Source organism: Streptomyces sp. NPDC054883 (genome assembly GCF_053610645.1).
In genome coordinates this window covers 1-25850 of sequence record NZ_JBSGYT010000016.1, presented here as the reverse complement: position 1 = coordinate 25850, position 25850 = coordinate 1, and the positions used below count along the sequence as shown (strand labels likewise).

Annotated in this window: 24 protein-coding genes; 20 read left to right on the top strand and 4 right to left on the bottom strand. The window is 70.9% G+C overall.

Annotated elements, in window-relative coordinates:
• Window positions 1–96: 96 nt before the first annotated feature.
• Window positions 97–519, top strand: coding sequence for an ester cyclase (locus ACWGH1_RS14605; protein ID WP_453355537.1), 423 nt, complete (start codon window positions 97–99; stop codon window positions 517–519).
• Here the strand turns inward: ACWGH1_RS14605 and ACWGH1_RS14600 are convergent.
• Window positions 516–1004 (bottom strand): GNAT family N-acetyltransferase, encoded by a 489-nt coding sequence (locus tag ACWGH1_RS14600; RefSeq protein WP_453355538.1) that lies wholly within the window; start codon window positions 1002–1004, stop codon window positions 516–518. The genes ACWGH1_RS14605 and ACWGH1_RS14600 overlap by 4 nt on opposite strands.
• A 123-nt stretch (window positions 1005–1127) precedes the next feature.
• Between ACWGH1_RS14600 and thrS the strand changes: the two genes are divergently transcribed.
• Complete coding sequence (gene thrS / locus ACWGH1_RS14595; protein WP_453355539.1) at window positions 1128–3104, top strand: threonine--tRNA ligase; 1977 nt, start codon at window positions 1128–1130, stop codon at window positions 3102–3104.
• A 12-nt stretch (window positions 3105–3116) separates the two neighbouring features.
• Here the strand turns inward: thrS and ACWGH1_RS14590 are convergent, their stop codons facing one another.
• Window positions 3117–3803: a potassium channel family protein gene (locus ACWGH1_RS14590; RefSeq protein WP_453408688.1), complete on the bottom strand. Its 687-nt coding sequence runs from the start codon at window positions 3801–3803 to the stop codon at window positions 3117–3119.
• A gap of 67 nt (window positions 3804–3870) precedes the next feature.
• Here ACWGH1_RS14590 and ACWGH1_RS14585 point away from each other — a divergent pair, with 67 nt between their 5' ends.
• Window positions 3871–4431, top strand: a complete 561-nt coding sequence (locus ACWGH1_RS14585) for an HIT family protein (protein ID WP_453352097.1) — start codon at window positions 3871–3873, stop codon at window positions 4429–4431.
• Between the two features lie 16 nt (window positions 4432–4447).
• On the opposite strand, the gene ACWGH1_RS14580 is transcribed toward ACWGH1_RS14585, so the two are convergent.
• Together ACWGH1_RS14580 and ACWGH1_RS14575 are read right to left on the bottom strand one after the other, a co-directional pair.
• Window positions 4448–6109 (bottom strand): hypothetical protein, encoded by a 1662-nt coding sequence (locus ACWGH1_RS14580; RefSeq protein ID WP_453352098.1) that lies wholly within the window; start codon window positions 6107–6109, stop codon window positions 4448–4450.
• A 145-nt stretch (window positions 6110–6254) separates the two neighbouring features.
• Complete coding sequence (locus ACWGH1_RS14575) at window positions 6255–8450, bottom strand: elongation factor G-like protein EF-G2 (RefSeq protein WP_453352099.1); 2196 nt, start codon at window positions 8448–8450, stop codon at window positions 6255–6257.
• Between the two features lie 242 nt (window positions 8451–8692).
• Between ACWGH1_RS14575 and pgsA the strand changes: the two genes are divergently transcribed.
• The 17 genes from pgsA (at window position 8693) to ACWGH1_RS14490 (ending at window position 25802) form a co-directional block, all read left to right on the top strand.
• Window positions 8693–9358 carry a phosphatidylinositol phosphate synthase gene (gene pgsA, locus ACWGH1_RS14570; protein ID WP_453352100.1) on the top strand — a complete coding sequence of 222 codons (666 nt, stop codon included), beginning with the start codon at window positions 8693–8695 and terminating at the stop codon, window positions 9356–9358.
• Window positions 9358–10260, top strand: coding sequence for a phosphatidylinositol mannoside acyltransferase (locus ACWGH1_RS14565; protein ID WP_453352101.1), 903 nt, complete (start codon window positions 9358–9360; stop codon window positions 10258–10260). The genes pgsA and ACWGH1_RS14565 overlap by 1 nt, the downstream gene beginning before the upstream one ends.
• A complete protein-coding gene (locus ACWGH1_RS14560) occupies window positions 10260–11420 on the top strand; it encodes a glycosyltransferase family 4 protein (RefSeq protein WP_453352102.1) in 1161 nt (386 codons plus the stop codon). Before ACWGH1_RS14565 ends, ACWGH1_RS14560 begins: the two co-directional genes overlap by 1 nt.
• A gap of 114 nt (window positions 11421–11534) precedes the next feature.
• Entirely contained in the window at window positions 11535–14033 is a 2499-nt protein-coding gene (locus ACWGH1_RS14555) for a hypothetical protein (RefSeq protein ID WP_453352103.1), read from the top strand.
• Window positions 14030–15019: a phosphotransferase family protein gene (locus ACWGH1_RS14550; protein ID WP_453352104.1), complete on the top strand. Its 990-nt coding sequence runs from the start codon at window positions 14030–14032 to the stop codon at window positions 15017–15019. The genes ACWGH1_RS14555 and ACWGH1_RS14550 overlap by 4 nt, the downstream gene beginning before the upstream one ends.
• Before the next feature lie 2 nt (window positions 15020–15021).
• Window positions 15022–16023, top strand: a complete 1002-nt coding sequence (locus ACWGH1_RS14545; protein WP_453352105.1) for an aminoglycoside phosphotransferase family protein — start codon at window positions 15022–15024, stop codon at window positions 16021–16023.
• 63 nt (window positions 16024–16086) lie between these two features.
• Window positions 16087–16626 carry a hypothetical protein gene (locus ACWGH1_RS14540; RefSeq protein WP_453352106.1) on the top strand — a complete coding sequence of 180 codons (540 nt, stop codon included), beginning with the start codon at window positions 16087–16089 and terminating at the stop codon, window positions 16624–16626.
• 147 nt (window positions 16627–16773) lie between these two features.
• Entirely contained in the window at window positions 16774–17691 is a 918-nt protein-coding gene (gene pdxS, locus ACWGH1_RS14535) for a pyridoxal 5'-phosphate synthase lyase subunit PdxS (protein ID WP_030157377.1), read from the top strand.
• Entirely contained in the window at window positions 17691–18281 is a 591-nt protein-coding gene (pdxT, locus tag ACWGH1_RS14530) for a pyridoxal 5'-phosphate synthase glutaminase subunit PdxT (RefSeq protein WP_453352107.1), read from the top strand. The genes pdxS and pdxT overlap by 1 nt, the downstream gene beginning before the upstream one ends.
• A 57-nt stretch (window positions 18282–18338) precedes the next feature.
• Window positions 18339–19091: a YebC/PmpR family DNA-binding transcriptional regulator gene (locus tag ACWGH1_RS14525; protein WP_453352108.1), complete on the top strand. Its 753-nt coding sequence runs from the start codon at window positions 18339–18341 to the stop codon at window positions 19089–19091.
• 160 nt (window positions 19092–19251) lie between these two features.
• The gene (ruvC, locus tag ACWGH1_RS14520) at window positions 19252–19788 is read left to right on the top strand and encodes a crossover junction endodeoxyribonuclease RuvC (RefSeq protein WP_453355218.1); all 537 of its coding nucleotides are present in this window, start codon (window positions 19252–19254) and stop codon (window positions 19786–19788) included.
• Window positions 19785–20411 (top strand): Holliday junction branch migration protein RuvA, encoded by a 627-nt coding sequence (gene ruvA, locus ACWGH1_RS14515; RefSeq protein WP_453355217.1) that lies wholly within the window; start codon window positions 19785–19787, stop codon window positions 20409–20411. Before ruvC ends, ruvA begins: the two co-directional genes overlap by 4 nt.
• Before the next feature lie 104 nt (window positions 20412–20515).
• Window positions 20516–21574 carry a Holliday junction branch migration DNA helicase RuvB gene (ruvB, locus tag ACWGH1_RS14510; protein ID WP_453355216.1) on the top strand — a complete coding sequence of 353 codons (1059 nt, stop codon included), beginning with the start codon at window positions 20516–20518 and terminating at the stop codon, window positions 21572–21574.
• Between the two features lie 163 nt (window positions 21575–21737).
• Window positions 21738–22220, top strand: a complete 483-nt coding sequence (gene yajC, locus ACWGH1_RS14505; protein WP_453355215.1) for a preprotein translocase subunit YajC — start codon at window positions 21738–21740, stop codon at window positions 22218–22220.
• Window positions 22221–22373: 153 nt separating this feature from the next.
• A complete protein-coding gene (secD, locus tag ACWGH1_RS14500; RefSeq protein ID WP_453355214.1) occupies window positions 22374–24191 on the top strand; it encodes a protein translocase subunit SecD in 1818 nt (605 codons plus the stop codon).
• A 1-nt stretch (window position 24192) separates the two neighbouring features.
• Window positions 24193–25254 carry a protein translocase subunit SecF gene (gene secF, locus ACWGH1_RS14495; RefSeq protein WP_453355213.1) on the top strand — a complete coding sequence of 354 codons (1062 nt, stop codon included), beginning with the start codon at window positions 24193–24195 and terminating at the stop codon, window positions 25252–25254.
• Entirely contained in the window at window positions 25251–25802 is a 552-nt protein-coding gene (locus ACWGH1_RS14490; protein ID WP_453355212.1) for an adenine phosphoribosyltransferase, read from the top strand. The genes secF and ACWGH1_RS14490 overlap by 4 nt, the downstream gene beginning before the upstream one ends.
• Window positions 25803–25850 lie beyond the last annotated feature (48 nt).

The following is a 25850-nucleotide window of genomic DNA, read 5'->3' as shown; positions in this document are numbered from 1 at the left end:
TGCCGGCCCGGCGCGCCGGGTGCAGGGCCGGGGGCGGGCGCGGTGACGATGCGGAGAGCCGCCCGGCGATCCGCACGAACCGGCAGAGAGGCCACCGTGTCCACCGAGGAGAACAAACAGCTGGTCCGCCGTTTCTACCGGGAGATCGACGCGGGGAACCTCGACGCCATGGACGAACTCGTGGCCGAGGGCTACGTCGACCACTCGCCCCCGCCGTTCCCCGGGCTGGGGACCGGGCGCGAGGGCCTGAAGCAGGCGTTCCGGCTGTTCTGGAAGGCCACCCCCGGGACCCACGAGATCGAGGACCAGGTCGCGGAGGGCGACAAGGTCGTGACCCGGCTGACGGCCCGCGGCGTGCACCGGGGGGACCTCCCGGGCGCTCCCGCCACCGGCAAACCGCTGACGATGACCGGGACGGTGATGCACCGCATCGAGAACGGCAGGCTCGCGGAGAAGTGGTCCGACAAGGACCTCCTCGCCTTCCTCCAGCAGCTCGGCGTGATCCCGCAACTCCGCTAGACCCGCTGTCCCGGGTCGCGGGTGAAGGAGGCCATCAGGAGGCCGGGGGCCGGGGAGAAGTCCTCGCCGCGGCGGAAGCCCAGGCGGTCGTACAGGGCCACCGCCGGGGAGTTCGCGGCGCCCGTCGTGACCGTCACCCGGCGGCCGGGGACCGTTTCGGCCAGCAGGTGGCGCAGCAGGAGCGAGGCGATGCCCCGGCGGAACGCGGCCGGGGCCACGCACAGCCGGTCGACGCAGACGGAGCCGTCGCCCTCCTCCTCCCACGCCAGGAAACCCGCGATCAGCCCGTCCGCGCCGCGCACGCCCAGCCAGTGCAGCGGCCGGTCCCGCAGTTGCGCGAGGCTCTCGCGCAAGGCCGGTATGCCGTCGAAACCGATCAGTTCCGCCTCCACCGCGTACGCCTCGCGCCCGATCCGGTGGACGGCGGTCGCGGTGGCGTCGTCGGTCAGGTCCAAGGGCCGCACCGGCCCGGTCGTCTTCGGCATGGGCCCCACCGTAGGGGGCGTGCGGGCCCGGCCGCGCAACCGTTTAGCGGCGCGGCCACTGCGCTCGGTACGATTCAGGCGCGCAGTGTTCGCTCGCGCACCCCCAAAGTTCAGGAGAGACCGGTGTCAGACGTCCGTGTGATCATCCAACGCGATTCCGAGCGGGACGAGCGCGTGGTGGCCACGGGCACTACGGCGGCCGAGCTCTTCGCCGGCGAGCGCACCGTCGTGGCAGCGCGCGTCGCGGGCGAGCTCAAGGACCTCTCGTACGAGGTGCGGGACGGGGAGAGCGTCGAGCCGGTGGAGATCTCCTCCGAGGACGGCCTGAACATCCTGCGCCACTCGACCGCGCACGTCATGGCGCAGGCCGTGCAGGAGCTCTTCCCCGAAGCCAAGCTGGGCATCGGCCCGCCGGTCCGCGACGGCTTCTACTACGACTTCGACGTCGCCAGGCCCTTCACCCCCGATGACCTCAAGGCCGTCGAGAAGAAGATGCAGGAGATCCAGAAGCGGGGCCAGAAGTTCGCCCGCCGCGTCGTCACCGACGAGGCCGCCCGCGCTGAGCTCGCCGACGAGCCGTACAAGCTGGAGCTCATCGGCATCAAGGGCTCCGCGTCGAGCGACGACGGCGCGGACGTCGAGGTGGGCGGCGGCGAGCTGACCATCTACGACAACCTGGACGCCAAGACCGGCGAGCTGTGCTGGAAGGACCTCTGCCGCGGTCCCCACCTGCCGACCACCCGCAACATCCCGGCCTTCAAGCTGATGCGCAACGCCGCCGCCTACTGGCGCGGCAGCGAGAAGAACCCGATGCTCCAGCGCATCTACGGCACCGCGTGGCCCTCGAAGGACGAGCTCAAGGCGCACCTCGACTTCCTCGCCGAGGCCGAGAAGCGCGACCACCGCAAGCTCGGCACCGAGCTCGACCTGTTCTCCGTACAGGACGAGATCGGCTCCGGCCTCGCCGTCTTCCACCCGCGCGGCGGCGTCATCCGCCGCACCATGGAGGACTACTCGCGCAAGCGTCACGAGGAAGAGGGCTACGAGTTCGTCTACACCCCGCACGCCACCAAGGGCACCCTCTTCGAGAAGAGCGGCCACCTGGACTGGTACGCGGAGGGCATGTACCCCCCCATGCAGCTCGACGGTGGTACCGACTACTACCTCAAGCCCATGAACTGCCCGATGCACAACCTGATCTTCGACGCGCGCGGCCGTTCCTACCGTGAGCTGCCCCTGCGCCTGTTCGAGTTCGGCACCGTGTACCGGTACGAGAAGTCGGGCGTCGTGCACGGCCTGACCCGCTCGCGCGGCTTCACCCAGGACGACGCGCACATCTACTGCACCAAGGAGCAGATGGCGCAGGAGCTGGACCGCACGCTGACCTTCGTGCTGAACCTGCTGCGCGACTACGGCCTGACCGACTTCTACCTGGAGCTGTCGACCAAGGACCCGGAGAAGTTCGTCGGCTCCGACGAGATCTGGGAAGAGGCCACCGAGACCCTGCGCCAGGTGGCGGAGAAGCAGGGCCTGCCGCTGGTGCCGGACCCGGGCGGCGCCGCGTTCTACGGCCCGAAGATCTCGGTCCAGTGCCGGGACGCGATCGGCCGCACCTGGCAGATGTCGACGGTCCAGCTGGACTTCAACCTGCCGGAGCGGTTCAACCTGGAGTACACCGGCCCGGACGGCTCGCGCCAGCGCCCGGTCATGATCCACCGCGCGCTGTTCGGCTCGATCGAGCGGTTCTTCGCCGTACTGCTGGAGCACTACGCGGGCGCCATGCCGCCGTGGCTGGCCCCGGTCCAGGCGGTCGGCATCCCGATCGGCGACGGGCACGTGGAGTACCTGCAGGAGTTCGCCGCCGAGGCGAAGAAGCAGGGCCTGCGCGTCGAGGTGGACGCCTCCTCCGACCGGATGCAGAAGAAGATCAGGAACCACCAGAAGCTCAAGGTCCCGTTCATGATCATCGTCGGTGACGAGGACATGGCCGCGGGCACCGTCTCCTTCCGCTACCGCGACGGTTCGCAGGAGAACGGCATCGCCAAGGACGAGGCGCTGGCCAAGCTGGCCAAGGTCGTCGCGGACCGCGTCCAGGTCTGACCGGCACGGCCCTCAGGGAGCCCCCGGAGAACTGCGGTTCTCCGGGGGCTCCTCGTCGCCCTCCCGGCGGAAGACCTGGAGCAGCCAGGAGGAGAACGAGCCGGTGACCGCGCCCAGCAGCGCGAGCCCGCACAGCATCATCCCCGTGGCGATCAGCCGCCCCACCGGGGTCACCGGCACCACGTCGCCGTAGCCGACCGTCGTCAGGGTCGTGCACACCCACCACACCGAGTCGCCGAAGGTGCGGATCGAGGCGCCGGGGGCGCCGCGTTCCTGGTCGTACACGGCGAGCGCACCGGAGAACCCGAGCAGGAGCCCCGCCAGGCCGGCGTACATGATCACGCGCACGTGCAGCTCACGGCGCGGGCGGTCCACCTTGGCCTGGACGGCGTCGTGCAGCTTGACCACCCGCAGCGGGCGCAGCTGCGGCAGGAACACCACCACCGTGTCCAGCCAGTGCCTGCGGACGAACGCCAGCGGCCGGCGGCGGCTCAGCGCCATCCGGACCAGGTAGTCGGTGAGGAAGCACGCCCACGTCAGGCCGGTCAGCGACAGGGCCACGTCGCGCAGCACGGGGCTCGCGCCGGTGGCGAGCACACGGACCGCGTAGCTCGCGATGAACACCAGGGAGGCGTAGAACAGCGGCAGCTCGGTGCGGCGCTCCCAGGCCTCCTCGCGAATCGTCCGATCGTCGCGCATCCGCCCAGCATGGCCGGTCCGCGGCCGGTGTGCGCCCCGGCGACACGCCGTCCGGGGGCAAGGTCATATGCTGCATCCCATGACGAGTGAGCCGGAGCAGCAGATCGGTGTGGGCACGCAGGACGCGTTCCAGCGTCTGTGGACGCCCCACCGGATGGCCTACATTCAGGGCGAGAACAAGCCGACCGGCCCGGAGGCCGGGGACGGCTGTCCCTTCTGCGGAATTCCGGAGATGTCCGACGAGGACGGGCTGGTCGTCGCCCGCGGCCGGCACGTGTACGCCGTGCTGAACCTCTACCCGTACAACGGCGGCCACCTGATGGTCGTCCCGTACCGGCACGTCGCCGACTACACCGAACTGGACGCCGCCGAGACGGCCGAGCTCGCGGAGCTCACCAAGCGGGCCATGACCGCGCTGCGCAAGGCCTCGGGGGCGCACGGCTTCAACATCGGCATGAACCAGGGCGCGGCGGCCGGAGCCGGTATCGCCGCCCACCTGCACCAGCACATCGTGCCCCGCTGGGGCGGGGACACGAACTTCATGCCGGTGGTCGGCCACACCAAGGTGCTGCCCCAACTCCTCGCGGACACCCGCCGGATGCTCGCGGAGGCCTGGCCGACCGACTGACCGTGACCGGGCGGTACTACGCGTCGTAGACGTCCGCCTTGCGCGGGGCGGGCTCCTGGATGAGGCCGCTCATGATGGACGAGCGGTTCGTGAAGCGCTCGGTGTCCACGCCGTTCTCCTCCAGCACCCGGAACGCGGCGGCGTGCACCGCCCGCAGGACCGGGGCCACCGTGCGCAGGGCGTCGTCCGCCATGAACCGGTGGCGCCACATGGAGCCGGCCCAGACGTGCCGGACGCCGAAGGGCTCGGGGAGGACCAGCTTGCCGCCCAGGTAGTCCAGGATCGGCGGGTACCACGTCAGCGGGGCGCGCACGGCCAGCCGTACCACCTCGTCCGCGTCCACCAGCGGCAGCGTGCGCTCCACCGTCTCCCAGAACCGGACGGACTTGGGGACCTCGACGGTCTTGGGCGCGGACTTCGTGGTGAACAGGCCGTGCACGGGACCGAGCGCGTGCGCGGTGACGTCCACCCGCAGGGTCTTGTAGAGCACGGTGACGGTGACCAGCATGGTGATCACCAGCTGGCCGTCCCAGAGCGGGTACTGGATGCCCAGGTAGTGCCGGTTGCCGGCGCTGAACTGCTGCTCGTTGCAGATCCGGGTGATCTCGTGCGGCTTCACCAGGAAGGTGTCCACGTCCTCGCCGGTCGGGCGGGCCACCTCGGTGGCGCCCTCGCCGATCGGCGTGACGATCCAGTGCTGGATCGAGGCGGGCGGGAAGCCGCCGGTGTGCAGGGGGCCCCGCTCCAGCTTCCGCAGCTCGGTGTCGACCGCGCGTATGACGTCCCAGCTGCGGAACGGGTGGATCTCGGCGCCGTCGTTCTTGGGGACCAGTTCCTCGGCCATCTGCCAGCTGCCCCAGCGGGTGCCCATGCCGAGGATGCCCTTGGGCCCGGCGTAGAAGACGGAATTGCTGCGGTCCTCGGCGGTCAGCTTCGCCAGCTGGTGGCGCAGGTCCTCGCGGGCCTTCTCGTCGGGGTTGCCGGGTACCGCCTCGGGGATCTTCGCGGCCACCGCGCCGCCGCCGAGCAGCCCGTCCCAGCGCGAGCGCATGTCGGCGGCGGTGGCCTCGCAGAGCCGGCGGGCCAGGAACCAGCCCAGGGCGGGGGCGATGACCATCGCGCGCAGGTAGAGGCCGAAGAACCCGGTGAACGGCAGCCGGAACATCAGCACGGCGATGACGAGGGCGACCCCGACCAGCAGCGCGGTGCCCACCCAGGACCCCCGCTTGCCCTTGCCGAGCCACTTGCGGAGCTGGAACAGGCCCAGCCAGAGCGCCAGCCCGGGCAGGAACAGCACCCCGCACACCAGCGTGATCAGGCGCAGCTTGCGGTCGCGCTCCTTGCGGATGCGGGACGCGGCCAGGCAGTGCTCGACGACGGTCTGCGGGTCGGCGCCGAAGGACTGGATCAGCGGCTTCCGCCCGGGGCCCAGGGTGCGGGCCTCCACGGCCCGGCAGAAGGCCTCACCGAGGTTGGGTTCCAGGAGGGAGATCTTGCCGGGCTTGACCTTCGACTCGTGGTACTCGTTGTTGGCCTTGAGGATCTCGTCGACCTTGCCGTCGCGGTAGGCGGCGGAGGCCAGCGCGTTGGTGGCCGCGGTCTGCCCGCCGCCGCCCTGGAGCGGAATCTGTGCCCCGGGCCTGAAGTCGAAACCGTCGTCCGCCACCGTTGCCCCCATCGACGTGCCGTCATGCGTTGTGCCCCGCCTGCTCTTCGACCCCGCCGAAGAGCCTATCGGCGGAGTCCGCCCCGTGGTCATGGGACAGGGAAATACCGCCCATCGCAACCGGGTTGAATGGGCGGTATCCAGTGTGCTATGTGGATTAACTTCCCTTCTCTGCCCGTTCGCGAACCTTGTCCGCCAGCTGCGGGGGCATCGGCTCGTGCCGGGCGTACGTACGGCTGAACCCGCCCGTGCCGTGCGATACGGAGCGCAGCTCCACCGCGTACCGGCCGATCTCGATCTCCGGGATCTCGGCGCGCACCCGGGTCCGCCCGGAGCCGGCCTGGTCGGTGCCGACGACCCGGCCGCGACGGCCCGCGAGGTCGCTCATGACGGGGCCGACGTATTCGTCCGGGACCAGCACGTCGAGCTCCGCGACGGGTTCCAGGAGGTGGATCGGGGCCTCGGCGGCGGCCTCGCGCAGGGCGAGGGCGCCCGCGGTCTGGAACGCCGCGTCGGAGGAATCCACCGAGTGCGCCTTGCCGTCGAGCAGGGTGATCCGTACGTCGACCAGCGGATAGCCGGCCGCCACTCCGCGCGCGGCCTGGGCGCGCACGCCCTTCTCCACGGACGGGATGAACTGGCGGGGTACGGCCCCGCCCACGACCTTGTCGACGAACTCGATGCCGCTGCCGGGCGGGAGGGGTTCGACCTCGATCTCGCAGATGGCGAACTGGCCGTGCCCACCGGACTGTTTGACGTGCCGGCCGCGCCCGGCGGCCTTGGCGCCGAAGGTCTCGCGCAGGCTCACCTTGTGGGCGACGGGGTCGACCTGGACCCCGTAGCGGGTGCGCAGCCGCTCCAGGGCGACGTCCTGGTGGGCCTCGCCCAGGCACCACAGGACGAGCTGGCCGGTGTGCGGGTTCTGCTCCAGGCGCATGGTCGGGTCCTCGGCCACCAGCCGGGCCAGACCCTGGGAGAGCTTGTCCTCGTCGGCCTTGCTGTGCGCCTCGATGGCGAGGGGCAGCAGCGGATCGGGCATCGGCCAGGGCTCCATGAGGAGCGGGCCGTCCTTGGCCGAGAGGGTGTCGCCGGTCTCGGCGCGGGCCAGTTTCGCCACGCACGCGAGGTCGCCCGCGATGACGTGGTTCAAGGTGCGCTGCTGTTTGCCGAACGGGGAGGTCAGGGCGCCGATCCGCTCGTCGACATCGTGGTCCTCGTGCCCCCGGTCGGCCAGCCCGTGCCCGCTGACGTGCACGGTCTCCTCCGGGCGCAGGGTGCCCGAGAAGACGCGGACGAGGGAGACCCGGCCCACGTAGGGGTCGGAGGAGGTCTTGACCACCTCGGCGAGGAGCGGCCCGTCGGGGTCGCAGGTCACCTCGGGCCGGGCGGCGCCGTCGGGGGCGGTGACGGTCAGCGGGGCGCGCTCCAGGGGGGTCGGGAAACCGCCTGTGACCAGTTCCAGGAGTTCCACGGTGCCCAGGCCCTGGCGGGCCCCCTCGGCGGCCGGCGCGGCCATCAGGACGGGGTGGAAGGTGCCGCGCGCCACGGCCCGCTCCAGGTCGTCGACGAGCGTCTTGAGGTCGATGTCGGCGCCGCCGAGGTAGCGGTCCATGAGGGTCTCGTCCTCGCTCTCCGCGATGATCCCCTCGATCAGGCGGGAGCGGGCCTCGGAGATCAGGGCGAGTTCGGCCGGGTCCGGGTCGCGCTCCGCGCGCTCGCCGGAGGCGTAGTCGTAGACCCGCTGGGAGAGCAGCCCGAGCAGGCCGGTGACGGGGGCGTGCCCGTCGGGCCCGGCCGGGCCGTGCAGGGGCAGGTAGAGCGGGATGACGGCGTCCGGGTCGTCGCCGCCGAAGATCTCGCCGCAGACCGACGTCATCTGCGTGTAATCCGCCCGGGCTGCCTCCAAATGGGTGACGACGATGGCCCGGGGCATGCCCACGGCCGCGCACTCGTTCCACACCATGCGGGTGGCCCCGTCGATCCCGTCGGCGGCCGAGACGACGAAGAGGGCCGCGTCCGCGGCGCGCAGACCGGCCCTGAGTTCCCCCACGAAATCGGCGTATCCGGGGGTGTCCAACAGGTTGATCTTGATTCCGCCCCACTCGACCGGGACGAGGGAGAGCTGGATGGAGCGCTGGCGGCGTTGTTCGATCTCGTCGTAGTCGGAGACGGTGCCGCCGTCCTCGACCCGTCCGGCCCGGTTCACGGCCCCGGCCGTCAGGGCCAGGGCTTCGACCAGCGTGGTCTTCCCGGCGCCGCTGTGGCCGACCAGCACGACGTTCCGTACGGATGCGGGGCGGTCGGCCGTCAGTGCCCTGCCGGCGGCCCCGGCTTGGTGTGATGTGGCTCCCATGGTGTTCGTGCCTCCCGGTGTCGCGGTGAGGAGGGTGACTGGGGTTCTTCGAGCTTTGCACCGCCGTCACACTGCGTCCATACGTCGTACCGGTGGCCGTCCGGAGCGTGCAGCACGGGTGGCGCGCGGATTGTCCGGCGCGAACCGGTGGGTGCGGGGCGGTGCGGGTCCGGGGCGCTGGCTACGATGGGCCAGCCGGTGGCCGATGGGGCCGTACGGCACAGCGACCCTCCGGGAAGGCCATGCTGAACAAGTACGCGCGTGCATTCTTCACGCGTGTTCTCACGCCATTCGCCGCTTTTCTCCTCCGTCGGGGGGTGAGCCCGGACGCGGTCACGCTGATCGGCACGGCCGGAGTGGTGGCGGGAGCGCTGGTCTTCTTCCCCAGGGGCGAGTTCTTCTGGGGCACGATCACCATCACCCTCTTCGTGTTCTCCGACCTGGTGGACGGGAACATGGCCCGCCAGGCCGGGGTCTCCAGCCGCTGGGGGGCGTTCCTCGACTCCACGCTCGACCGGGTCGCGGACGCGGCGATCTTCGGCGGGCTCGCGCTCTGGTACGCTGGCTCCGGCCACGACAACGTGCTGTGCGCGGTGTCGATCTTCTGTCTGGCCAGCGGTCAGGTGGTCTCGTACACCAAGGCCCGCGGTGAGGCGATCGGGCTGCCGGTCGCCGTCAACGGGCTGGTCGAGCGCGCCGAGAGGCTGGTGATCTCGCTGGTCGCGGCAGGCCTGTCCGGACTCCAGACCTTCGGGGTGCCGTCCTGGATCGGCGTGCTGCTGCCGATCGCGCTGTGGGTGGTGGCGGCGGGCTCGCTCGTCACGCTGGTCCAGCGGGTGGTCACCGTACGGCGCGAGGCGGCGGAGGCCGACGCCGAGGCGCACCTGTCCGAAGGCGGCGCGGCCTGATGGGCAAGGCGCAGGACAGGGTCGTCGACGGGCTGTACGGGCTCGGCTGGGCGGCCGTCAAGAGGCTGCCGGAGCCGGCCGCGGTGGCCCTGGGCCGCCGGATAGCGGACGTCGCGTGGAAGCGGCGCGGCAAGAGCGTGCTGCGGCTGGAGTCGAACCTGGCCCGGGTGGTGCCGGACGCGGGTCCCGAGCGGCTGCGGGAGCTGTCCCATGCGGGCATGCGCTCGTACATGCGGTACTGGATGGAGTCCTTCCGACTGCCGACGATGGATCCGCGGCGGTTCTCCTCCGACGTCGAGATGAAGGACGACCACCTCCTGCGGGAGGCTCTGGCCTCCGGGCGCGGGGTCGTCGTCGCCCTGCCGCACCTCGCCAACTGGGACCTCGCCGGGGCCTGGGCGATCGGCCACATCGGCGTCCCGTTCACCACCGTCGCCGAGCGGCTCAAGCCCGAGACCCTCTACGACCGCTTCGTCGCCTACCGCGAGAGCCTGGGCATGGAGGTGCTGCCGCACAGCGGCGGGGCCGCCTTCGGGACCCTGGCCCGGCGGCTGCGCTCGGGCGGCCTGGTCTGCCTGGTCGCGGACCGGGACCTTTCGGCGTCCGGGGTCGAAGTGGACTTCTTCGGCTCGAAGACGCGCATGCCGGCCGGCCCCGCGCTGCTGGCCCAGCAGACCGGGGCGGTGCTGCTCCCCGCGACCCTGTACTACGGGGACTCCCCGAAGATGTACGGCCGGATCCACCCCGAGGTGGAGGTGCCGAAGACGGGCACCCGGACCGAGAAGACCGCCACGATGACGCAGGCCGTGGCGGACGCCTTCGCAGGCGGCATCGCCGCACACCCCGAGGACTGGCACATGTTGCAGCGGTTGTGGCTGGACGATCTGGAGGAGCGCGCCTAGTGAAGATCGGCATCGTGTGCCCGTACTCGTGGGACGTGCCGGGCGGCGTCCAGTTCCACATCCGGGACCTGGCGGAACACCTGATCCGGCTCGGCCACGAGGTGTCGGTGCTCGCCCCGGCGGACGACGAGACCCCGCTGCCGCCGTACGTGGTCTCGGCGGGACGGGCGGTGCCGGTGCCCTACAACGGGTCCGTCGCCCGGCTGAACTTCGGCTTCCTGTCGGCCGCGCGGGTCCGGCGCTGGCTGCACGAGGGGGTCTTCGACGTGATCCACATCCACGAGCCGGCCTCCCCGTCACTGGGGCTGCTGTCCTGCTGGGCGGCGCAGGGGCCGATCGTGGCGACCTTCCACACCTCCAACCCGCGCTCGCGGGCGATGATCGCCGCGTACCCGATCCTCCAGCCGGCCCTGGAGAAGATCAGCGCCCGGATCGCGGTGAGCGAGTACGCGCGGCGCACCCTGGTGGAGCACCTGGGCGGGGACGCCGTGGTCATCCCGAACGGGGTGGACGTGGACTTCTTCGCCTCCGCCTCGCCCAAGGCGGAGTGGGGCGGCACCACCCTCGGCTTCATCGGCCGCATCGACGAACCGCGCAAGGGCCTGCCGGTGCTGATGGCGGCGTTCCCGCGGATCGTCGAAGAGTGCCCGGACGTACGCCTCCTGGTGGCCGGCCGCGGCGACGAGCAGGAGGCGGTGGCCTCGCTGCCGGCCGCCCTGCGCTCCCGGGTGGAGTTCCTCGGCATGGTCTCGGACGAGGACAAGGCCCGGCTGCTTCGCAGCGTCGACGTGTACGTCGCCCCGAACACGGGCGGGGAGAGCTTCGGGATCATCCTGGTCGAGGCGCTGTCGGCGGGGGCCGCGGTGCTGGCCTCCGACCTGGACGCGTTCGCGCAGGTCCTGGACCAGGGCCGGGCGGGCGACCTCTTCGCGAACGAGGACCCCGGAGCGCTGGCCGCCGCGGCGGTCCGGCTCCTGCGCGACCCGGCCCGCCGGGCGGAACTGAGCACCCGCGGCTCCGCGCACGTACGCCGCTTCGACTGGTCGACGGTCGGCGCGGACATCCTGGCCGTCTACGAAACGGTCACGGACGGCGCGGCGGCGGTCGCCACGGACGAACGCACCCCCCTCCGCACCCGCCTGGGCCTGACCCGGGACTGATCGACCGAACAGCCTTACGGCGTAAGCCCGTTCGGGTAAATCTTTTCCGGATGGGTCGCGTAGCAGTATGGGTAGTCTCGCCTTCGTACCGCATGGGTTCGAGGGGGAGTCGCCATGTCCATCAGGCCGCGCTATCGGCGGGTGTCCGCATTACAGCGGCAGTTCTTCAACCGTGAAGGGCTGCTCGCCGTGTACGACGAGGAACTGGAAGCGATCTCGGAAGGCCCCAGGATCCTCAACGTCGTCGGTGTCGGCGGCATCGGGAAGTCCCGCCTCTTGCAGGAGCTGCGGCACCGAACGCCCGACGGCCACCGCACGGCCCGGCTTGACCTCCAGCTGCCGGCCCTGCGGCAGCAGGAGGACGCCCTGGCCGTGCTCCGCACCGAATTGGGGGCGCAGGGAGTTAAGTTCGACCGGTTCGACATCGCGTACGCGGTCCTGTGGCAGCGCGTCCATCCCCAGCTGCAGATGGACCGGAAGAACACTCCCTTCGCCGAAGAGAGCGAGGTGCTCTCGAAGATCCTGGACGATGCCATGGGGCTGCCGGTCTTCGGCACAGCGGCAGGCCTGGTGAGGCTCACCGGACGCGCGATCGCCAATCGACAGCGGAGGCAGAGGATCGAAGCGGACTCCACGCTCCGGGAACTCGACAGCCTCTCCAACGCGGAACTGGGCCATGCGGTGACGTACCTGTTCGCCGAGGATCTGCGCGAGTCGGCTCAGGAGCAGCCGTACGTGCTGTACGTCGATGCCTACGAAGCCATGGTGCCCGCACCGATCCCGGGCGGCCGCAGCTTCGCCTCCGACGCTTGGCTGCGCGATCTGCTGGGGCAGCTGCACGGTGGCCTCACCGTGCTGGCCAGCCGGGAGGCGCTTCCGTGGGCGGCGTACGACAAGGAGTGGGACGCGGTGATCCGCCGGGCCCGGGTGGAGGGCCTGCCGATGGACGCCCGGCTCGACCTGTTGAAGCAGGGGGGCATCACGGAGATCCCGCGGCAACGGTCGATCGCCGAAGCCAGCGCCGGTGTCCCGTTCTACCTGCACCTGGCCGTGGACACCCACGTACAGAACCCCGAGCGCACGGAGGACGCGGGGACGTCGGAGGAGATCGTTCAGCGATTTCTGCAGCATGTGGCCCCGGACGAGGTCCGGATCCTGGAACTGCTGAGCATCGCCAGGACCTTCGACCTGGAAGTGTTCCGGACCATCGGCCGGCATTTCGACCTGCCGGCGAACTTGCTGACATGGGAGTCGCTCACGGCCTACTCCTTTGCGTATCCATTGCCCCTGGGTTGGTACCGGCTCCATCAGCTGATGGTCTCGGCGCTCCAAGGGCATCTGTCGGCCGCCGTGAAACGGGAGGTGCATGCGGTGCTGCGAACGCACTGGGAGGGACTGGCAGACCGCATGGAGAGGGGGGCCGAGGGGACGGGTGTGGCCCGTTCGTCGCCCCTCCGGGAGGCGGTCTACCACGGACTGCGTGCCGGGAGTCTGTCGCCGGACGAGATCCTCAGGTACGCGGACCGCGCCATCGGGATGAGCAGTCGGCAGGCCGTCGACGGCATGGTCAAAGACCTGCGGGATCTGCTGGCCGCTTCGGACGTGCAGGAGGATCCGTCTTCCGTTGCAGCCATCCGGGATGCCGCGGACTGCCTGGAGGCGGAGTCGCGGCTGGAGCTGGGGGACACCAGTGCGGCGTTAGCGCTGACGCCCGTACGGGAGACGCCCGCCCGGTCGGTGGTCGCGGCCCGGCTGGCGCTGGCCGGGGCCAACGCCCGGAGAATCGCCGGGGAGAGCGGTCTGGCCGCGAGGATCTTCGAGCGGGTCTGGGAGGACCACACCGGCGAGGCCCGGACCTCGGCCGGCCTCTGCGTCGCGGACATCCGCATGTGGCAGGGCGACTTCCAGGGAGCTTTCGCTCTCGCCGAGGAGGTCCACGCTACCTGCCCGCCCGAGGAGCGGACCATCCGCGGCGACCTGAAGCGGCTGATGCACCTCGGCCACCGGTTCCTGATGGACTTCGTACGAGCCGAGGAACTGCTGGTGCAGGCGGAGGAAGAGTACCGGGCGGTCGACGCGGTGATCGGCATGGCCAACATCCGGACCAACCGGGCGGAGCTCCTGGCGTTCACCGATCCCGAGGCCGCCGTGGCCGAAGCCGGCGCTGCCCTCGAAGTGCAACGTGAGCTCGGTGCGCAGCACGAGATCGGCAAGGTCTACACCGCCATGGCGATCGCACAGGTCCGGCTCGGACAACTCGATCGAGCCGAGCTTTCCTTCCGCAACGCCAATGCCGCCCTGGACCGGGCGGGTTACCGCTCCGGCCGGGCACGGGCGGACATGTTCCGCTGCTTCCTGCTCCTGCGCAGAGGAGAGCGGGAGGCGGCGTACGCGCTGCTTCGTCATGCGACCCGGGAGTTCGAGGTCTGCCAGGTCTATCCGTCACTGATCCTGGCCATCCACCGGGTGACCGAGCTGATCGGTCTGGCGGACGCGGACATCACGGCGGCGGCCGAACGGGCGCGCCCCGTGATCCGGCCCCTGGGAGCGGCCCGCGAACTGGAACAACGTACGGAGCACGTCCTGTCGATGTTCGTCGAGGTGGAGTCATGACCTGGCTGCGGCTCTACGGACAGGCAAGGGAAGCGGAGGGTGCCGCCGCCGGGTACTACAACCGCAACGTGGGGGTGGCAACGGCCGAAGGGAAGGTCAACGTGCGCATCCCGTTGGCCGCTGCCGACACGATGGACCTGCGCCTGTGGCCCGAGGAGGACGTCCTGGCCTGCATCCGGCCCTACGTCGTCCGGGCACCTGAGCTACGTCACGTGTCCGAGGATCCCCGCTTCCAAGTCCACCACTTCATCGAGGGGCGGGTGCTCGACGGAGTCTCTCCCCGGGGCGCCGCCGTTCCCCCCCACGTGCTCGGCGATGTGGTCGCCGTGATGGAGCAACTGGGCCGGATCCCGGTGGAGAAGGCTCCCCCGCTGCCGGAGCACTGGCCGGCTTCCGGCGACAGCGCCGGCTTCGCGCGCCTGTTGGCCCGGCTCACCCGGCAGGTCCACAGCACGTACCGCGAGGCGTACCGGGAGGTCTTCGCCGGCCTCGGCATCCCGGAAGACCCCCTGGCGGTGGTGGAGCCGCGGTGGGACAGCCTCGCGCAACGGCCATTCGCGGTGCTCCATGCCGACCTCCACCGAAAGAACATGATCGTGGCGGACGGGGGCACCTGGTTCCTCGACTGGGAACTGGCCCTGTGGGGCGATCCGATGTACGAGATCGCGATCCACTTCCACAAGATGGACTATCCGGACGGTCAGCGGGCCGAAGTCCTCCGCCTGTGGCGGGAGACCCTGCCCGCGCGTTCCACAGCGGGTCCCCCCGACGACCTCGACCTGTACACGGCACACGAGCGGATCAAGTCGGCGATCGTGGACACGGTGCGCTACTCGAAGCAGTTGGCGGCCGCCAACCGGCAGGAGAGGGACTTTCTCATCGTGCGCTTGACGAAGAAGGTGAACGCCGCACGCCGGGTCTGGGGTTCGCCGCCGGACCTGACACCCGAGCGGGTCGCCGCCCTCCTCGCCCCCTGGGAGGGGTAGCCGTGGATCCCGTCGCTCTCTACAAGGAGGCCTGCGAGCAAGGTGCCGCCCTATCGGGCCACTACCACCGCAACGTCAGGGTGGATGCGGACAGTGGACCGGTGGTCGTACGGATCCGGTCCGGTGACTCGGCGAGAATGGACCTGGCCCTGTGGCCCGAGGCGGAGCTGCTGGAGGCGATCGGACCTTGGGTGCCGTCGGCCCCGCGCCTGCTGTACTCGGGTACGGATCCTGAGTTCCAGGTCCACGGGTTCGTCACCGGGCGCCGCGTCGACGGGCTGGTGCCCGAGGGAGAGCCACTGCCCGAGAGCGTGCTGGAAGGCATCGAGGAGTTTTTCGGAGACTTGTCGCGGGTGCCGCAGTCCGCGCTGCCCGCCGTCCCGCGTGACTGGCCGTCGGACGGTGACACGGGTGGCTTCGCCGAGCGCCTGCTGGACCTCGTGCGAACGATCCGGAGCCGGGCGGACGAGGGAGTCGAGGAGCTCTACCGGGCGCTCGGCGTTCCGGACGACCCCTGTCGTGCGCTCGAGGACCGACTGCGCAAGGTGACCGGCCGCCGCTTCGGGCTGCTGCACGCGGACATCCACCGCCAGAACATGATCGTCACCAACGGCGGGGGGCTCGCCTTCCTCGACTGGGAGCTCGCTCTGTGGGGTGACCCGGTGTACGACCTGGCCGATCACCTGCACAAAATGGCCTACTGCCCGGCCGAGCGGCGCGCGGTGGCCCGGGGATGGGAGCGGCAGGTCCCGGGCGGATACCGCCACGGCTGGCGGGCCGACCTCGACTACTACCTCGCCTATGAGGCGGTGAAATCCGCTGTCGTGGACACCGTCCGCTGGGGGCGGCGCATCGCCGCAGAGCAGGATGCCGGAAACCGGCTGGAGCTCTCGCGCCAACTCGCGGACAAACTGTCCGTCGCGGCCCCCCACTGGGGCGCGAAGACGTCGGCGCTTCCCCGGGCCCGCGAGATCGAGGGGCTGGTGCGCCGTCGGCCGGCCTGAGCCGAAGCCCCGCTCGGGGAGACCGGACCGGCCGCCCCGGCGCGGGCGGTAGGCTCGCCGTCCGTGATCGAAACCCTTGTCTGGATTGCCCTCGCGCTCGGTGTCGTCGGGGTGTACCTGAGCTGGACCGCCGGGCGGCTCGACCGGCTGCACTCGCGGATGGACGCCGCGCGGGCCGCGCTCGACGCGCAGTTGGTGCGGCGGGCCTCCGTGGTGCTGGAGGTGGCCACCTCCGGGGTGCTCGACCCCGCCTCCTCGCTGGTGCTGTACGAAGCGGCGCACGGGGCCCGGCAGGCCGAGGAGGAGCAGCGCGAGGTGGCCGAGAGCGAGCTGAGCCAGGCGCTGCGCGCGGTGTTCGCCGACGCGGACCAGGTCGAGGCGGTGAAGGCGGCGCCCGGTGGGGTGGAGGCCGCGGAGGAGCTGGCGGCGGCCGTGCGCCGGGTGCCGATGGCCCGGCGCTTCCTCAACGACGCCGTACGGGCCGCCCGGGCGCTGCGCAGGCACCGCAAGGTGCGCTGGTTCCGGCTGGCGGGGCACGCCCCCTTCCCGCTCGCCTTCGAGATGGACGACGAGCCCCCGGCGGACCTTGCCGACCGCCCGTAGCGGGTCCGCGCGGGCGTATTTGTACCGGATGGCCAAATCGGAAGGAGCCACCGGCTCCTCATTGGCCCTTGCAGTGGACTGGACCCGGGGGGTTTGCTCAGTGCTGTAGTACCGCAGCACCCTTCTTCCTTCGAGTGAGGTCAATCCGTGAGCACGCTTCCCTCCACCCCGCAGTCCGCTGAGTCGGCTATCGGCACCTCCCGCGTCAAGCGCGGCATGGCCGAGCAGCTCAAGGGCGGCGTGATCATGGACGTGGTCAACGCCGAGCAGGCGAAGATCGCCGAGGACGCCGGCGCCGTCGCCGTCATGGCCCTGGAGCGGGTCCCGGCCGACATCCGCAAGGACGGCGGGGTCGCCCGCATGTCCGACCCGAACATGATCGAAGAGATCATCGAGGCCGTCTCGATCCCCGTCATGGCCAAGTCCCGCATCGGCCACTTCGTCGAGGCGCAGGTCCTGCAGTCCCTCGGTGTCGACTACATCGACGAGTCCGAGGTGCTGACCCCGGCCGACGAGGTCAACCACTCCGACAAGTGGGCGTTCACCACCCCCTTCGTCTGCGGCGCCACCAACCTCGGCGAGGCCCTGCGCCGCATCGCCGAGGGCGCGGCCATGATCCGTTCCAAGGGCGAGGCCGGCACCGGCAACGTCGTCGAGGCCGTCCGTCACCTGCGCCAGATCAAGAACGAGATCGCCAAGCTGCGCGGCTTCGACAACAACGAGCTGTACGCCGCCGCCAAGGAGCTGCGCGCCCCGTACGAGCTGGTCAAGGAAGTCGCCGAGCTCGGCAAGCTCCCCGTCGTGCTGTTCTCCGCCGGTGGTGTGGCCACCCCGGCCGACGCCGCGCTGATGCGCCAGCTCGGCGCCGAGGGCGTCTTCGTCGGTTCCGGCATCTTCAAGTCGGGCGACCCGGCCAAGCGCGCCGCCGCCATCGTGAAGGCCACGACCTTCTACGACGACCCGAAGATCATCGCGGACGCCTCCCGCAACCTGGGCGAGGCCATGGTCGGCATCAACTGCGACACCCTGCCCGAGGCCGAGCGTTACGCCAACCGGGGCTGGTAATGACGACTCCCACCATCGGTGTCCTGGCTCTCCAGGGCGATGTACGGGAGCACCTGATCGCCCTGGCCGCGGCTGACGCCGTGGCCAGGCCGGTCCGGCGTCCCGAGGAGCTCGCCGGGGTCGACGCCCTGGTGATCCCCGGCGGCGAGTCCACGACCATGTCGAAGCTCGCCGTGCTGTTCGGCATGCTGGAGCCGCTGCGCGAGCGGGTGCGGGCCGGCATGCCGGTCTACGGCACCTGCGCCGGCATGATCATGCTCGCGGACAAGCTGCTGGACGGCCGTGAGGACCAGGAGACGCTCGGCGGCATCGACATGATCGTGCGCCGCAACGCCTTCGGCCGGCAGAACGAGTCCTTCGAGGCGAAGGTCGACTTCGCGGGCATCGAGGGCGGCCCCGTGGAGGGCGTCTTCATCCGCGCCCCGTGGGTCGAGTCCGTCGGCGGCGCCGCCGAGGTGCTCGCGACGTACGACGGCCACACAGTCGCCGTGCGGCAGGGCAACGTGCTGGCCACCTCGTTCCACCCGGAACTCACCGGCGACGACCGCGTGCACGCGTACTTCGTCGACATGGTGCGCGCGGGGCTGTAAGCAGGTCCCGGTAGGATCGGGTACGAACACTGTTGGTGACGCGAAGGAGACAGGCGGATGTCCGGCCACTCTAAATGGGCTACGACGAAGCACAAGAAGGCCGTGATCGATGCCAAGCGCGGCAAGCTCTTCGCGAAGCTGATCAAGAACATCGAGGTCGCGGCCCGGATGGGCGGCGCTGACATCGACGGCAACCCGACGCTCTTCGACGCCATCCAGAAGGCCAAGAAGAGCTCGGTCCCGAACAAGAACATCGACTCCGCGGTCAAGCGCGGCGGCGGCCTCGAGGCCGGCGGCGCCGACTACGAGACGATCATGTACGAAGGCTACGGCCCGAACGGTGTCGCGGTGCTCATCGAGTGCCTCACCGACAACCGCAACCGTGCCGCCTCCGACGTCCGCGTCGCCATGACCCGCAACGGCGGCTCGATGGCCGACCCGGGCTCGGTCTCGTACCTGTTCAACCGCAAGGGCGTCGTCGTCCTGCCCAAGGCCGGCCTCTCCGAGGACGACGTCCTGGAGACGGTGCTCGAAGCCGGTGCCGAAGAGGTCAACGACAACGGCGACACCTTCGAGATCATCAGCGAGCCCACCGACATGGTCGCGGTCCGCACCGCGCTCCAGCAGGCGGGCATCGACTACGACTCGGCCGACTCCAGCTTCGTCCCGACCATGCAGGTCGAGCTGGACGAGGAGGGGGCGCGCAAGATCTTCAAGCTGATCGACGCGCTGGAGGACAGCGACGACGTGCAGAACGTCTTCGCCAACTTCGACGTCTCGGACGAGGTCATGGAGAAGGTCGACGCCTAAGGCTGCGCCTTGCATCGCGTGGCGACGGGCCGACGGGGACACACCCCGTCGGCCCGTCGTGCTGTCAGAGGCAGCGGTTAGTCTGGCGACCTCGACCAGCAATCGAGCAGCCACCTCCGCGAGAGCGGCGGCGGTCCGGCCGCGAAGGGGGGAGGGCGAAGTGCGCGTACTCGGTGTGGACCCGGGGCTGACGCGGTGTGGTGTCGGCGTGGTCGAGGGGGTCGCCGGCCGTCCCCTCACGATGCTCGGCGTGGGGGTCGTACGGACGCCCGTGGACGCCGAGTTGGGGCTCCGGCTCGTCGCCGTCGAGCGCGGCATCGAGGAGTGGCTCGACGAGTACCGCCCCGAAGTCGTCGCCGTGGAGCGGGTCTTCAGTCAGCACAACGTCAGCACGGTGATGGGCACCGCCCAGGCGAGCGCCGTCGCCATGCTGTGCGCGGCCCGGCGCGGCCTGCCGGTCGCCCTGCACACGCCGAGCGAGGTCAAGGCCGCCGTCACCGGCACCGGCCGGGCCGACAAGGCGCAGGTCGGGTCGATGGTGACCCGGCTGCTGCGGCTGCCGGCCCCGCCGAAGCCGGCCGACGCCGCCGACGCCCTCGCGCTCGCCATCTGCCACATCTGGCGGGCCCCCGCCCAGAACCGCCTCCAGCAGGCGCTCGCCCAGCATGCCTCCGCCGTGAAAGGCCGCCCTTCATGATCGCGTTCGTCAGCGGCCCGGTCGCCGCCCTCGCCCCGACCCTGGCCGTGATCGAGGTCGGGGGAGTGGGCATGGCCGTGCAGTGCACGCCCGCCACCATCGCCGGCCTGCGCCCGGGGGAGACGGCCCGGCTGGCCACCTCCCTCGTGGTACGGGAGGACTCGCTCACCCTGTACGGCTTCGCCGACGACGACGAACGGCAGGTCTTCGAGCTGCTCCAGACCGCGAGCGGGGTCGGTCCCCGGCTCGCGCAGGCCATGCTCGGCGTCCACAGCCCCGACGCGCTGCGGCTGGCCGTTTCGACGGGGGACGAGAAGGCCCTGATGGCGGTCCCCGGCATCGGCAAGAAGGGCGCGCAGAAGCTGCTGCTGGAGCTCAAGGACAAGCTGGGCGCGCCGCTGGGCGCCGTCGTGGGGGCCCAGCGGGCCGCCGCGGCCGGCCCCGCCGCCTGGACCGAGCAGCTCGCCGCCGCGCTGATCGGCCTCGGGTACGCCTCCCGCGAGGCCGAGGAGGCCGTCACGGCGGTGACCCCGCAGGCGGAGGCCGCCATCGCCGCCGGCGGCTCGGCCCCGGTCCCGCAGCTGCTGCGCGCCGCCCTCCAGTCCCTGAACCGGGCCCGCTGACCCGGGCCCGCTGACCCGGGCCCGCTGACCCGGGCCCGCTGACCCGGGCACCGCCGCGGCCGGGCCGATGATCACCGTACGAACCGAGAAGGCAGACTGACACCGTGAACTGGGACGACGAGAGCGACCGCATTGTCGCGGCGGCGGCGGACGGCGAGGACACCGCCGTCGAGGCGGCCCTGCGCCCCAAGGACCTCGGGGAGTTCGTCGGCCAGGAGAAGGTCCGCCAGCAACTTGACCTCGTCCTCAAGGCGGCCCGGCAGCGCGGCGCCACCGCCGACCACGTCCTGCTCTCCGGCGCGCCCGGCCTGGGCAAGACCACCCTTTCCATGATCATCGCGGCGGAGATGGGCGCGCCCATCCGGATCACCTCCGGCCCCGCCATCCAGCACGCCGGCGACCTCGCCGCGATCCTCTCCTCCCTCCAGGAGGGCGAGGTGCTCTTCCTGGACGAGATCCACCGCATGTCCCGGCCCGCCGAAGAGATGCTGTACATGGCGATGGAGGACTTCCGCGTCGACGTGATCGTCGGCAAGGGACCGGGCGCGACCGCGATCCCGCTGGAACTTCCGCCCTTCACCCTGGTCGGCGCGACCACCCGCGCCGGACTGCTGCCGCCGCCGCTGCGCGACCGGTTCGGCTTCACCGGGCACATGGAGTTCTACGCCCCCGAGGAGCTGGAACGCGTCATCCACCGCTCCGCCCGCCTCCTCGACGTGGAGATCGACACCGCCGGGGCCGCGGAGATCGCCGGACGTTCGCGCGGCACCCCGCGCATCGCCAACCGCCTGCTGCGCCGGGTGCGGGACTACGCCCAGGTGCGGGCCGACGGAGTGATCACCCGGGAGATCGCCGGTACCGCCCTCCAGGTCTACGAGGTGGACGCGCGCGGCCTCGACCGGCTGGACCGGGCCGTGCTGGAGGCCCTGCTCAAGCTGTTCGGCGGCGGCCCCGTCGGGCTGTCCACCCTCGCCGTCGCCGTCGGCGAGGAACGCGAGACCGTCGAGGAGGTGGCCGAGCCCTTCCTGGTCCGCGAGGGGTTGCTGGCCCGTACTCCGCGCGGCCGGGTCGCGACCCCGGCCGCATGGGCTCACCTGGGCCTTGTGCCGCCTGGGCACGGCGCCGGTGGATCAAGCGGACAACAGGGCTTGTTCGGGGCGTGACGGCGCGGAGGTTCGACCGCCCAGGAACCGCGGTGCCATGCTGGACGTTGTTCCATCGGTGCGGACTCGCCTAGACTCCGCCGATGCCGACCCTTCGGGTCGGTATGCCCACCCCCGTAGAAAAGGCCGCCTCCCGTGCGGTCGTGCGAAGGATCTCCGTCCCGTGAATCTCGTGACACTCCTCCCGTTCATCGTGCTCATCGGGGCGATGTTCCTGATGACCCGCTCCGCCAAGAAGAAGCAGCAGGCGGCCGCGCAGATGCGTGACCACCTCGCTCCCGGCACCGGCGTCCGCACCATCGGCGGCATGTACGCCACGGTCAAGGAGATCGGCGACGACACCCTCACCCTTGAGGTGGCCCCCGGTGTCCACGCGATCTACGCCAAGAACGCCATCGGCGCAGTCCTGGAGGACGCGGAGTACAACCGCATCGTCCACGGCATCACCGATGAGCCGGCCGGCGACGCCCCGGTCGTACCGGACGACGCGTCCTCGCTGACCTCGGGCGACGCGGACGAGCCGGCCAAGACCGACCTCTCCAAGCACCAGGACGAGGCTCCCAAGCCCAGCCTGGACAAGAAGGACGAGCCCAAGGGCGACGAGCCGCAGGACGGCAAGACCGACGGCGAGGCCGGCGCCAAGTAGCGGCCGGCCGGGGATCGCGGCGGCGCCTGACCGGCGGCCGGCGCGGTCCCCGTCAGCGACACTTCTGCGGGGGGCAGGGGTCCCCACCACACATTTCGTGGCCGTCCGCGCGCTGACCCGGCGCGGGGCGGTTGGACAGGGAGATACGACAAGGTGGCAGCACCGAAGAAGGGCCGGCGGCCCACGGGGGCTCAGGGGAGGCCGGGGCGCGCCCTGGCCATCATCCTGATCGCGATGGTGGCGCTCACCGCGGGGATGTTCCTCACGAAGCAGACGACGCCCCGGCTGGGCATCGACCTCGCGGGCGGCACGAGCATCACGCTCAAGGCCAAGAGCGAGCCGGGCAAGCCGGACGCGGTCAACGAGACCAACATGAACACGGCGGTCGGCATCATCGAGCGCCGCGTCAACGGTCTCGGCGTCTCCGAGGCCGAGGTCCAGACGCAGGGCCGCGACCACATCATCGTGAACATCCCCCGGGGGATGAACGAGCAGCAGGCGCGCCAGCAGGTCGGTACCACCGCCCAGCTGTACTTCCGCCCCGTGCTCGCCTTCGCCGACGGCGCCCCGATCACCCCGCAGGGGACGCCCAGCCCCTCCGCGAGCGGTGCTCCGAGCCCCTCCGCGAGCGGTTCCGGAGCCCCCAAGGCGGAGAGCGGCAAGCCCGGCTCCTCGGCCACCCCGTCGTCCAGCGCCACTTCCCAGGGACGTGTGCTCAGCGAGGCCCTCAAGGCCCCCGGCGCCCCCGGTCCCACTCCCTCGCCCTCGGCGAGCGAGTCGAAGAAGGCAGACGACAAGGCGCCGACCCCCGTCCCGACCCCGTCGGGCGCCGACGCCGCCGTGGCGGACCTGCAGGCGAAGTTCGCCGCGCTGGACTGCAACGACGAGAAGCAGCGCGCCACGGTGGGCAAGGACGTCAAGCCCGAGGAGCCGACGCTCGCCTGCGGCCAGCGCGGTGCGACCTGGGGCAAGTGGGTGCTCGGCCCGGCCGCCGTCAACGGCCAGGACGTGGACAACGCCAAGGGCGTCATCAACCCGCAGAGCGCCCAGTGGATCGTGACGATGCAGTTCACGGACAAGGGTGCCGACAAGTTCGCCAAGATCACCGGTGAGCTCGCCACCAAGCAGTCCCCGCAGAACCAGTTCGCCATCGTGCTCGACGGCCAGGTCATCTCCGACCCGTCCGTCAGCCAGGCGCTGACCGGCGGCAACGCCGAGATCTCGGGCGGTTTCACCCAGCAGTCCGCGCAGGACCTGGGCAACATGCTGTCGTACGGCGCGCTGCCGCTCTCCTTCCAGGAGGACAGCGTCACCACCGTCACCCCGGCGCTCGGCAGCGAGCAGCTCAAGGCCGGCCTCATCGCGGGCGCCATCGGCCTCGCGCTCGTCGTGATCTACCTGCTCGTCTACTACCGGGGCCTGGCCTTCATCGCCATCGTCAGCCTCATGGTGTCGGCGGTCCTCACCTACACGATCATGGCGCTGCTCGGGAAGGGCATCGGGTTCGCGCTGAACCTGCCCGCCGTCTGCGGTGCCATCGTCGCGATCGGCATCACGGCGGACTCGTTCATCGTGTACTTCGAACGCATCCGCGACGAGATCCGCGAGGGCCGCACCCTGCGTCCGGCCGTGGAGCGCGCGTGGCCGCGGGCCCGGCGCACCATCCTGGTCTCCGACTTCGTGTCCTTCCTCGCCGCCGCGGTGCTGTTCATCGTCACCGTCGGCAAGGTGCAGGGCTTCGCCTTCACGCTGGGTCTGACCACCGTGCTCGACGTGGTCGTGGTGTTCCTCTTCACCAAGCCCGTCATGACCCTGGTGGCGCGCACGAAGTTCTTCTCCGGCGGCCACCCGTGGTCCGGGCTGGACCCCAAGCGCCTCGGTGCCAAGCCGCCGCTGCGCCGGTCCCGTCGTACCGGTGGCGCAGCGACCGCCACCGCCGTGCCCGCCCCCGTCGACGCAAAGGAGGCGTGAGATGTCGAAGCTGGGAGATCTCGGCGCCAGGCTGTACCGCGGTGAGGTCGGATACGACTTCGTCGGCAAGCGCTTTCTCTGGTACGGCGTTTCCATCCTGATCACCATCACGGCGATCGTGGCCCTGGCCGTACAGGGCCTCAACATGGGCATCGAGTTCAAGGGCGGCGCCGTCTTCACCACCCCGAAGACGGCCGTCTCGGTCGCCGACGTGACGGAGGACGCCAAGAAGGCCTCCGGCCACGAGGCGATCGTCCAGGAGCTCGGCACCGGCGGCATGCGGATCCAGATCTCGGGTCTCAACACCGACGACGCGGCCGGCGTGAAGAAGCAGCTCGCCACCGACCTCAAGGTCGACGCGAACCAGATCAACGCCGACCTGGTCGGTCCCAGCTGGGGCGAGCAGATCGCGAACAAGGCCTGGACCGGCCTCGGCATCTTCATGGTCCTCGTGGTGCTCTACCTCGCCATCGCCTTCGAATGGCGGATGGCGGTGGCGGCGCTGGTCGCGCTGATCCACGACCTCACCATCACCGTCGGCGTGTACGCGCTCGTCGGCTTCGAGGTCACGCCGGGCACCGTGATCGGTCTGCTGACGATCCTCGGTTACTCCCTCTACGACACCGTCGTCGTCTTCGACGGTCTCAAGGAAGGCTCGAAGGACATCACCAAGCAGACCCGCTACACCTTCAGCGAGGTCGCCAACCGCAGCATCAACGGCACGCTGGTGCGCTCGATCAACACCACCGTCGTGGCGCTGCTCCCGGTCGGCGCGCTGCTGTTCATCGGCGGCGGCTTCCTGGGCGCGGGCATGCTCAACGACATCTCGCTGTCGCTGTTCGTGGGCCTCGCGGCCGGTGCGTACTCCTCGATCTTCATCGCGACCCCGCTGGTCGTCGACCTCAAGGAGCGCGAGCCGGCGATGAAGGCGCTGCGCAAGCGGGTGCTCGCGAAGCGGGCGGCCGCGGCGGCCAAGGGCGAGTCCCCGGACGACGGTCCCGAGGCCGCGGACGGCCCGCAGGTCGTCGCGCAGGGCCAGGGCCCGGGGCGGCGGCGCCGGTGACCGCCTGCACGACCGAGGTGCGCGAGCTGCTCCTCTCCAGGATCAAGGACGTCCCGGACTATCCCAAGCCCGGGGTGACGTTCAAGGACATCACCCCGCTGCTGGCCGACCCGAAGGCCTTCGCGGCCCTGACGGACGCACTGGCGGCCCTGGCGCTGCGGTACGGCGCGACGAAGATCGTCGGGCTGGAGGCACGCGGGTTCATCCTGGCGGCACCGGTGGCGGTACAGGCCGGGATCGGTTTCGTACCGGTGCGCAAGGCGGGCAAGCTGCCCGGCGCGACGCTCGGGCAGGCCTACGACCTGGAGTACGGGACCGCGGAGATCGAGGTCCACGCGGAGGACCTGGCGATCGGTGACCGGGTCATGGTCATCGACGACGTCCTGGCCACCGGTGGCACCGCGGAGGCCTCGCTCTCGCTGATCCGGCGGGCCGGAGCCGAGGTCGCGGGGGTGGCGGTCCTGATGGAGCTGTCCTTCCTGCCCGGGCGCGCGAAGCTGGAGCCCGCCCTCGGCGGCGCCCCGCTGGACGCGCTGATCGTGGTCTGACGGCTCAGCCCCACCGCGGCGGCGGGCACCCGGGAGCTCCCGGGTGCC

Coding starts and splice junctions, on each gene's coding strand:
- ACWGH1_RS14600 (WP_453355538.1), bottom strand. CDS start 1,004: ATGCCGAAGACGACCGGGCCGGTGCGGCCCTTGGACCTGACCGACGAC.
- ACWGH1_RS14590 (WP_453408688.1), bottom strand. CDS start 3,803: ATGCGCGACGATCGGACGATTCGCGAGGAGGCCTGGGAGCGCCGCACC.
- ACWGH1_RS14585 (WP_453352097.1), top strand. CDS start 3,871: ATGCTGCATCCCATGACGAGTGAGCCGGAGCAGCAGATCGGTGTGGGC.
- ACWGH1_RS14580 (WP_453352098.1), bottom strand. CDS start 6,109: ATGGGGGCAACGGTGGCGGACGACGGTTTCGACTTCAGGCCCGGGGCA.
- ACWGH1_RS14575 (WP_453352099.1), bottom strand. CDS start 8,450: ATGGGAGCCACATCACACCAAGCCGGGGCCGCCGGCAGGGCACTGACG.
- pgsA (WP_453352100.1), top strand. CDS start 8,693: ATGCTGAACAAGTACGCGCGTGCATTCTTCACGCGTGTTCTCACGCCA.
- ACWGH1_RS14565 (WP_453352101.1), top strand. CDS start 9,358: ATGGGCAAGGCGCAGGACAGGGTCGTCGACGGGCTGTACGGGCTCGGC.
- ACWGH1_RS14555 (WP_453352103.1), top strand. CDS start 11,535: ATGTCCATCAGGCCGCGCTATCGGCGGGTGTCCGCATTACAGCGGCAG.
- ACWGH1_RS14550 (WP_453352104.1), top strand. CDS start 14,030: ATGACCTGGCTGCGGCTCTACGGACAGGCAAGGGAAGCGGAGGGTGCC.
- pdxT (WP_453352107.1), top strand. CDS start 17,691: ATGACGACTCCCACCATCGGTGTCCTGGCTCTCCAGGGCGATGTACGG.
- ACWGH1_RS14525 (WP_453352108.1), top strand. CDS start 18,339: ATGTCCGGCCACTCTAAATGGGCTACGACGAAGCACAAGAAGGCCGTG.
- ruvA (WP_453355217.1), top strand. CDS start 19,785: ATGATCGCGTTCGTCAGCGGCCCGGTCGCCGCCCTCGCCCCGACCCTG.
- secF (WP_453355213.1), top strand. CDS start 24,193: ATGTCGAAGCTGGGAGATCTCGGCGCCAGGCTGTACCGCGGTGAGGTC.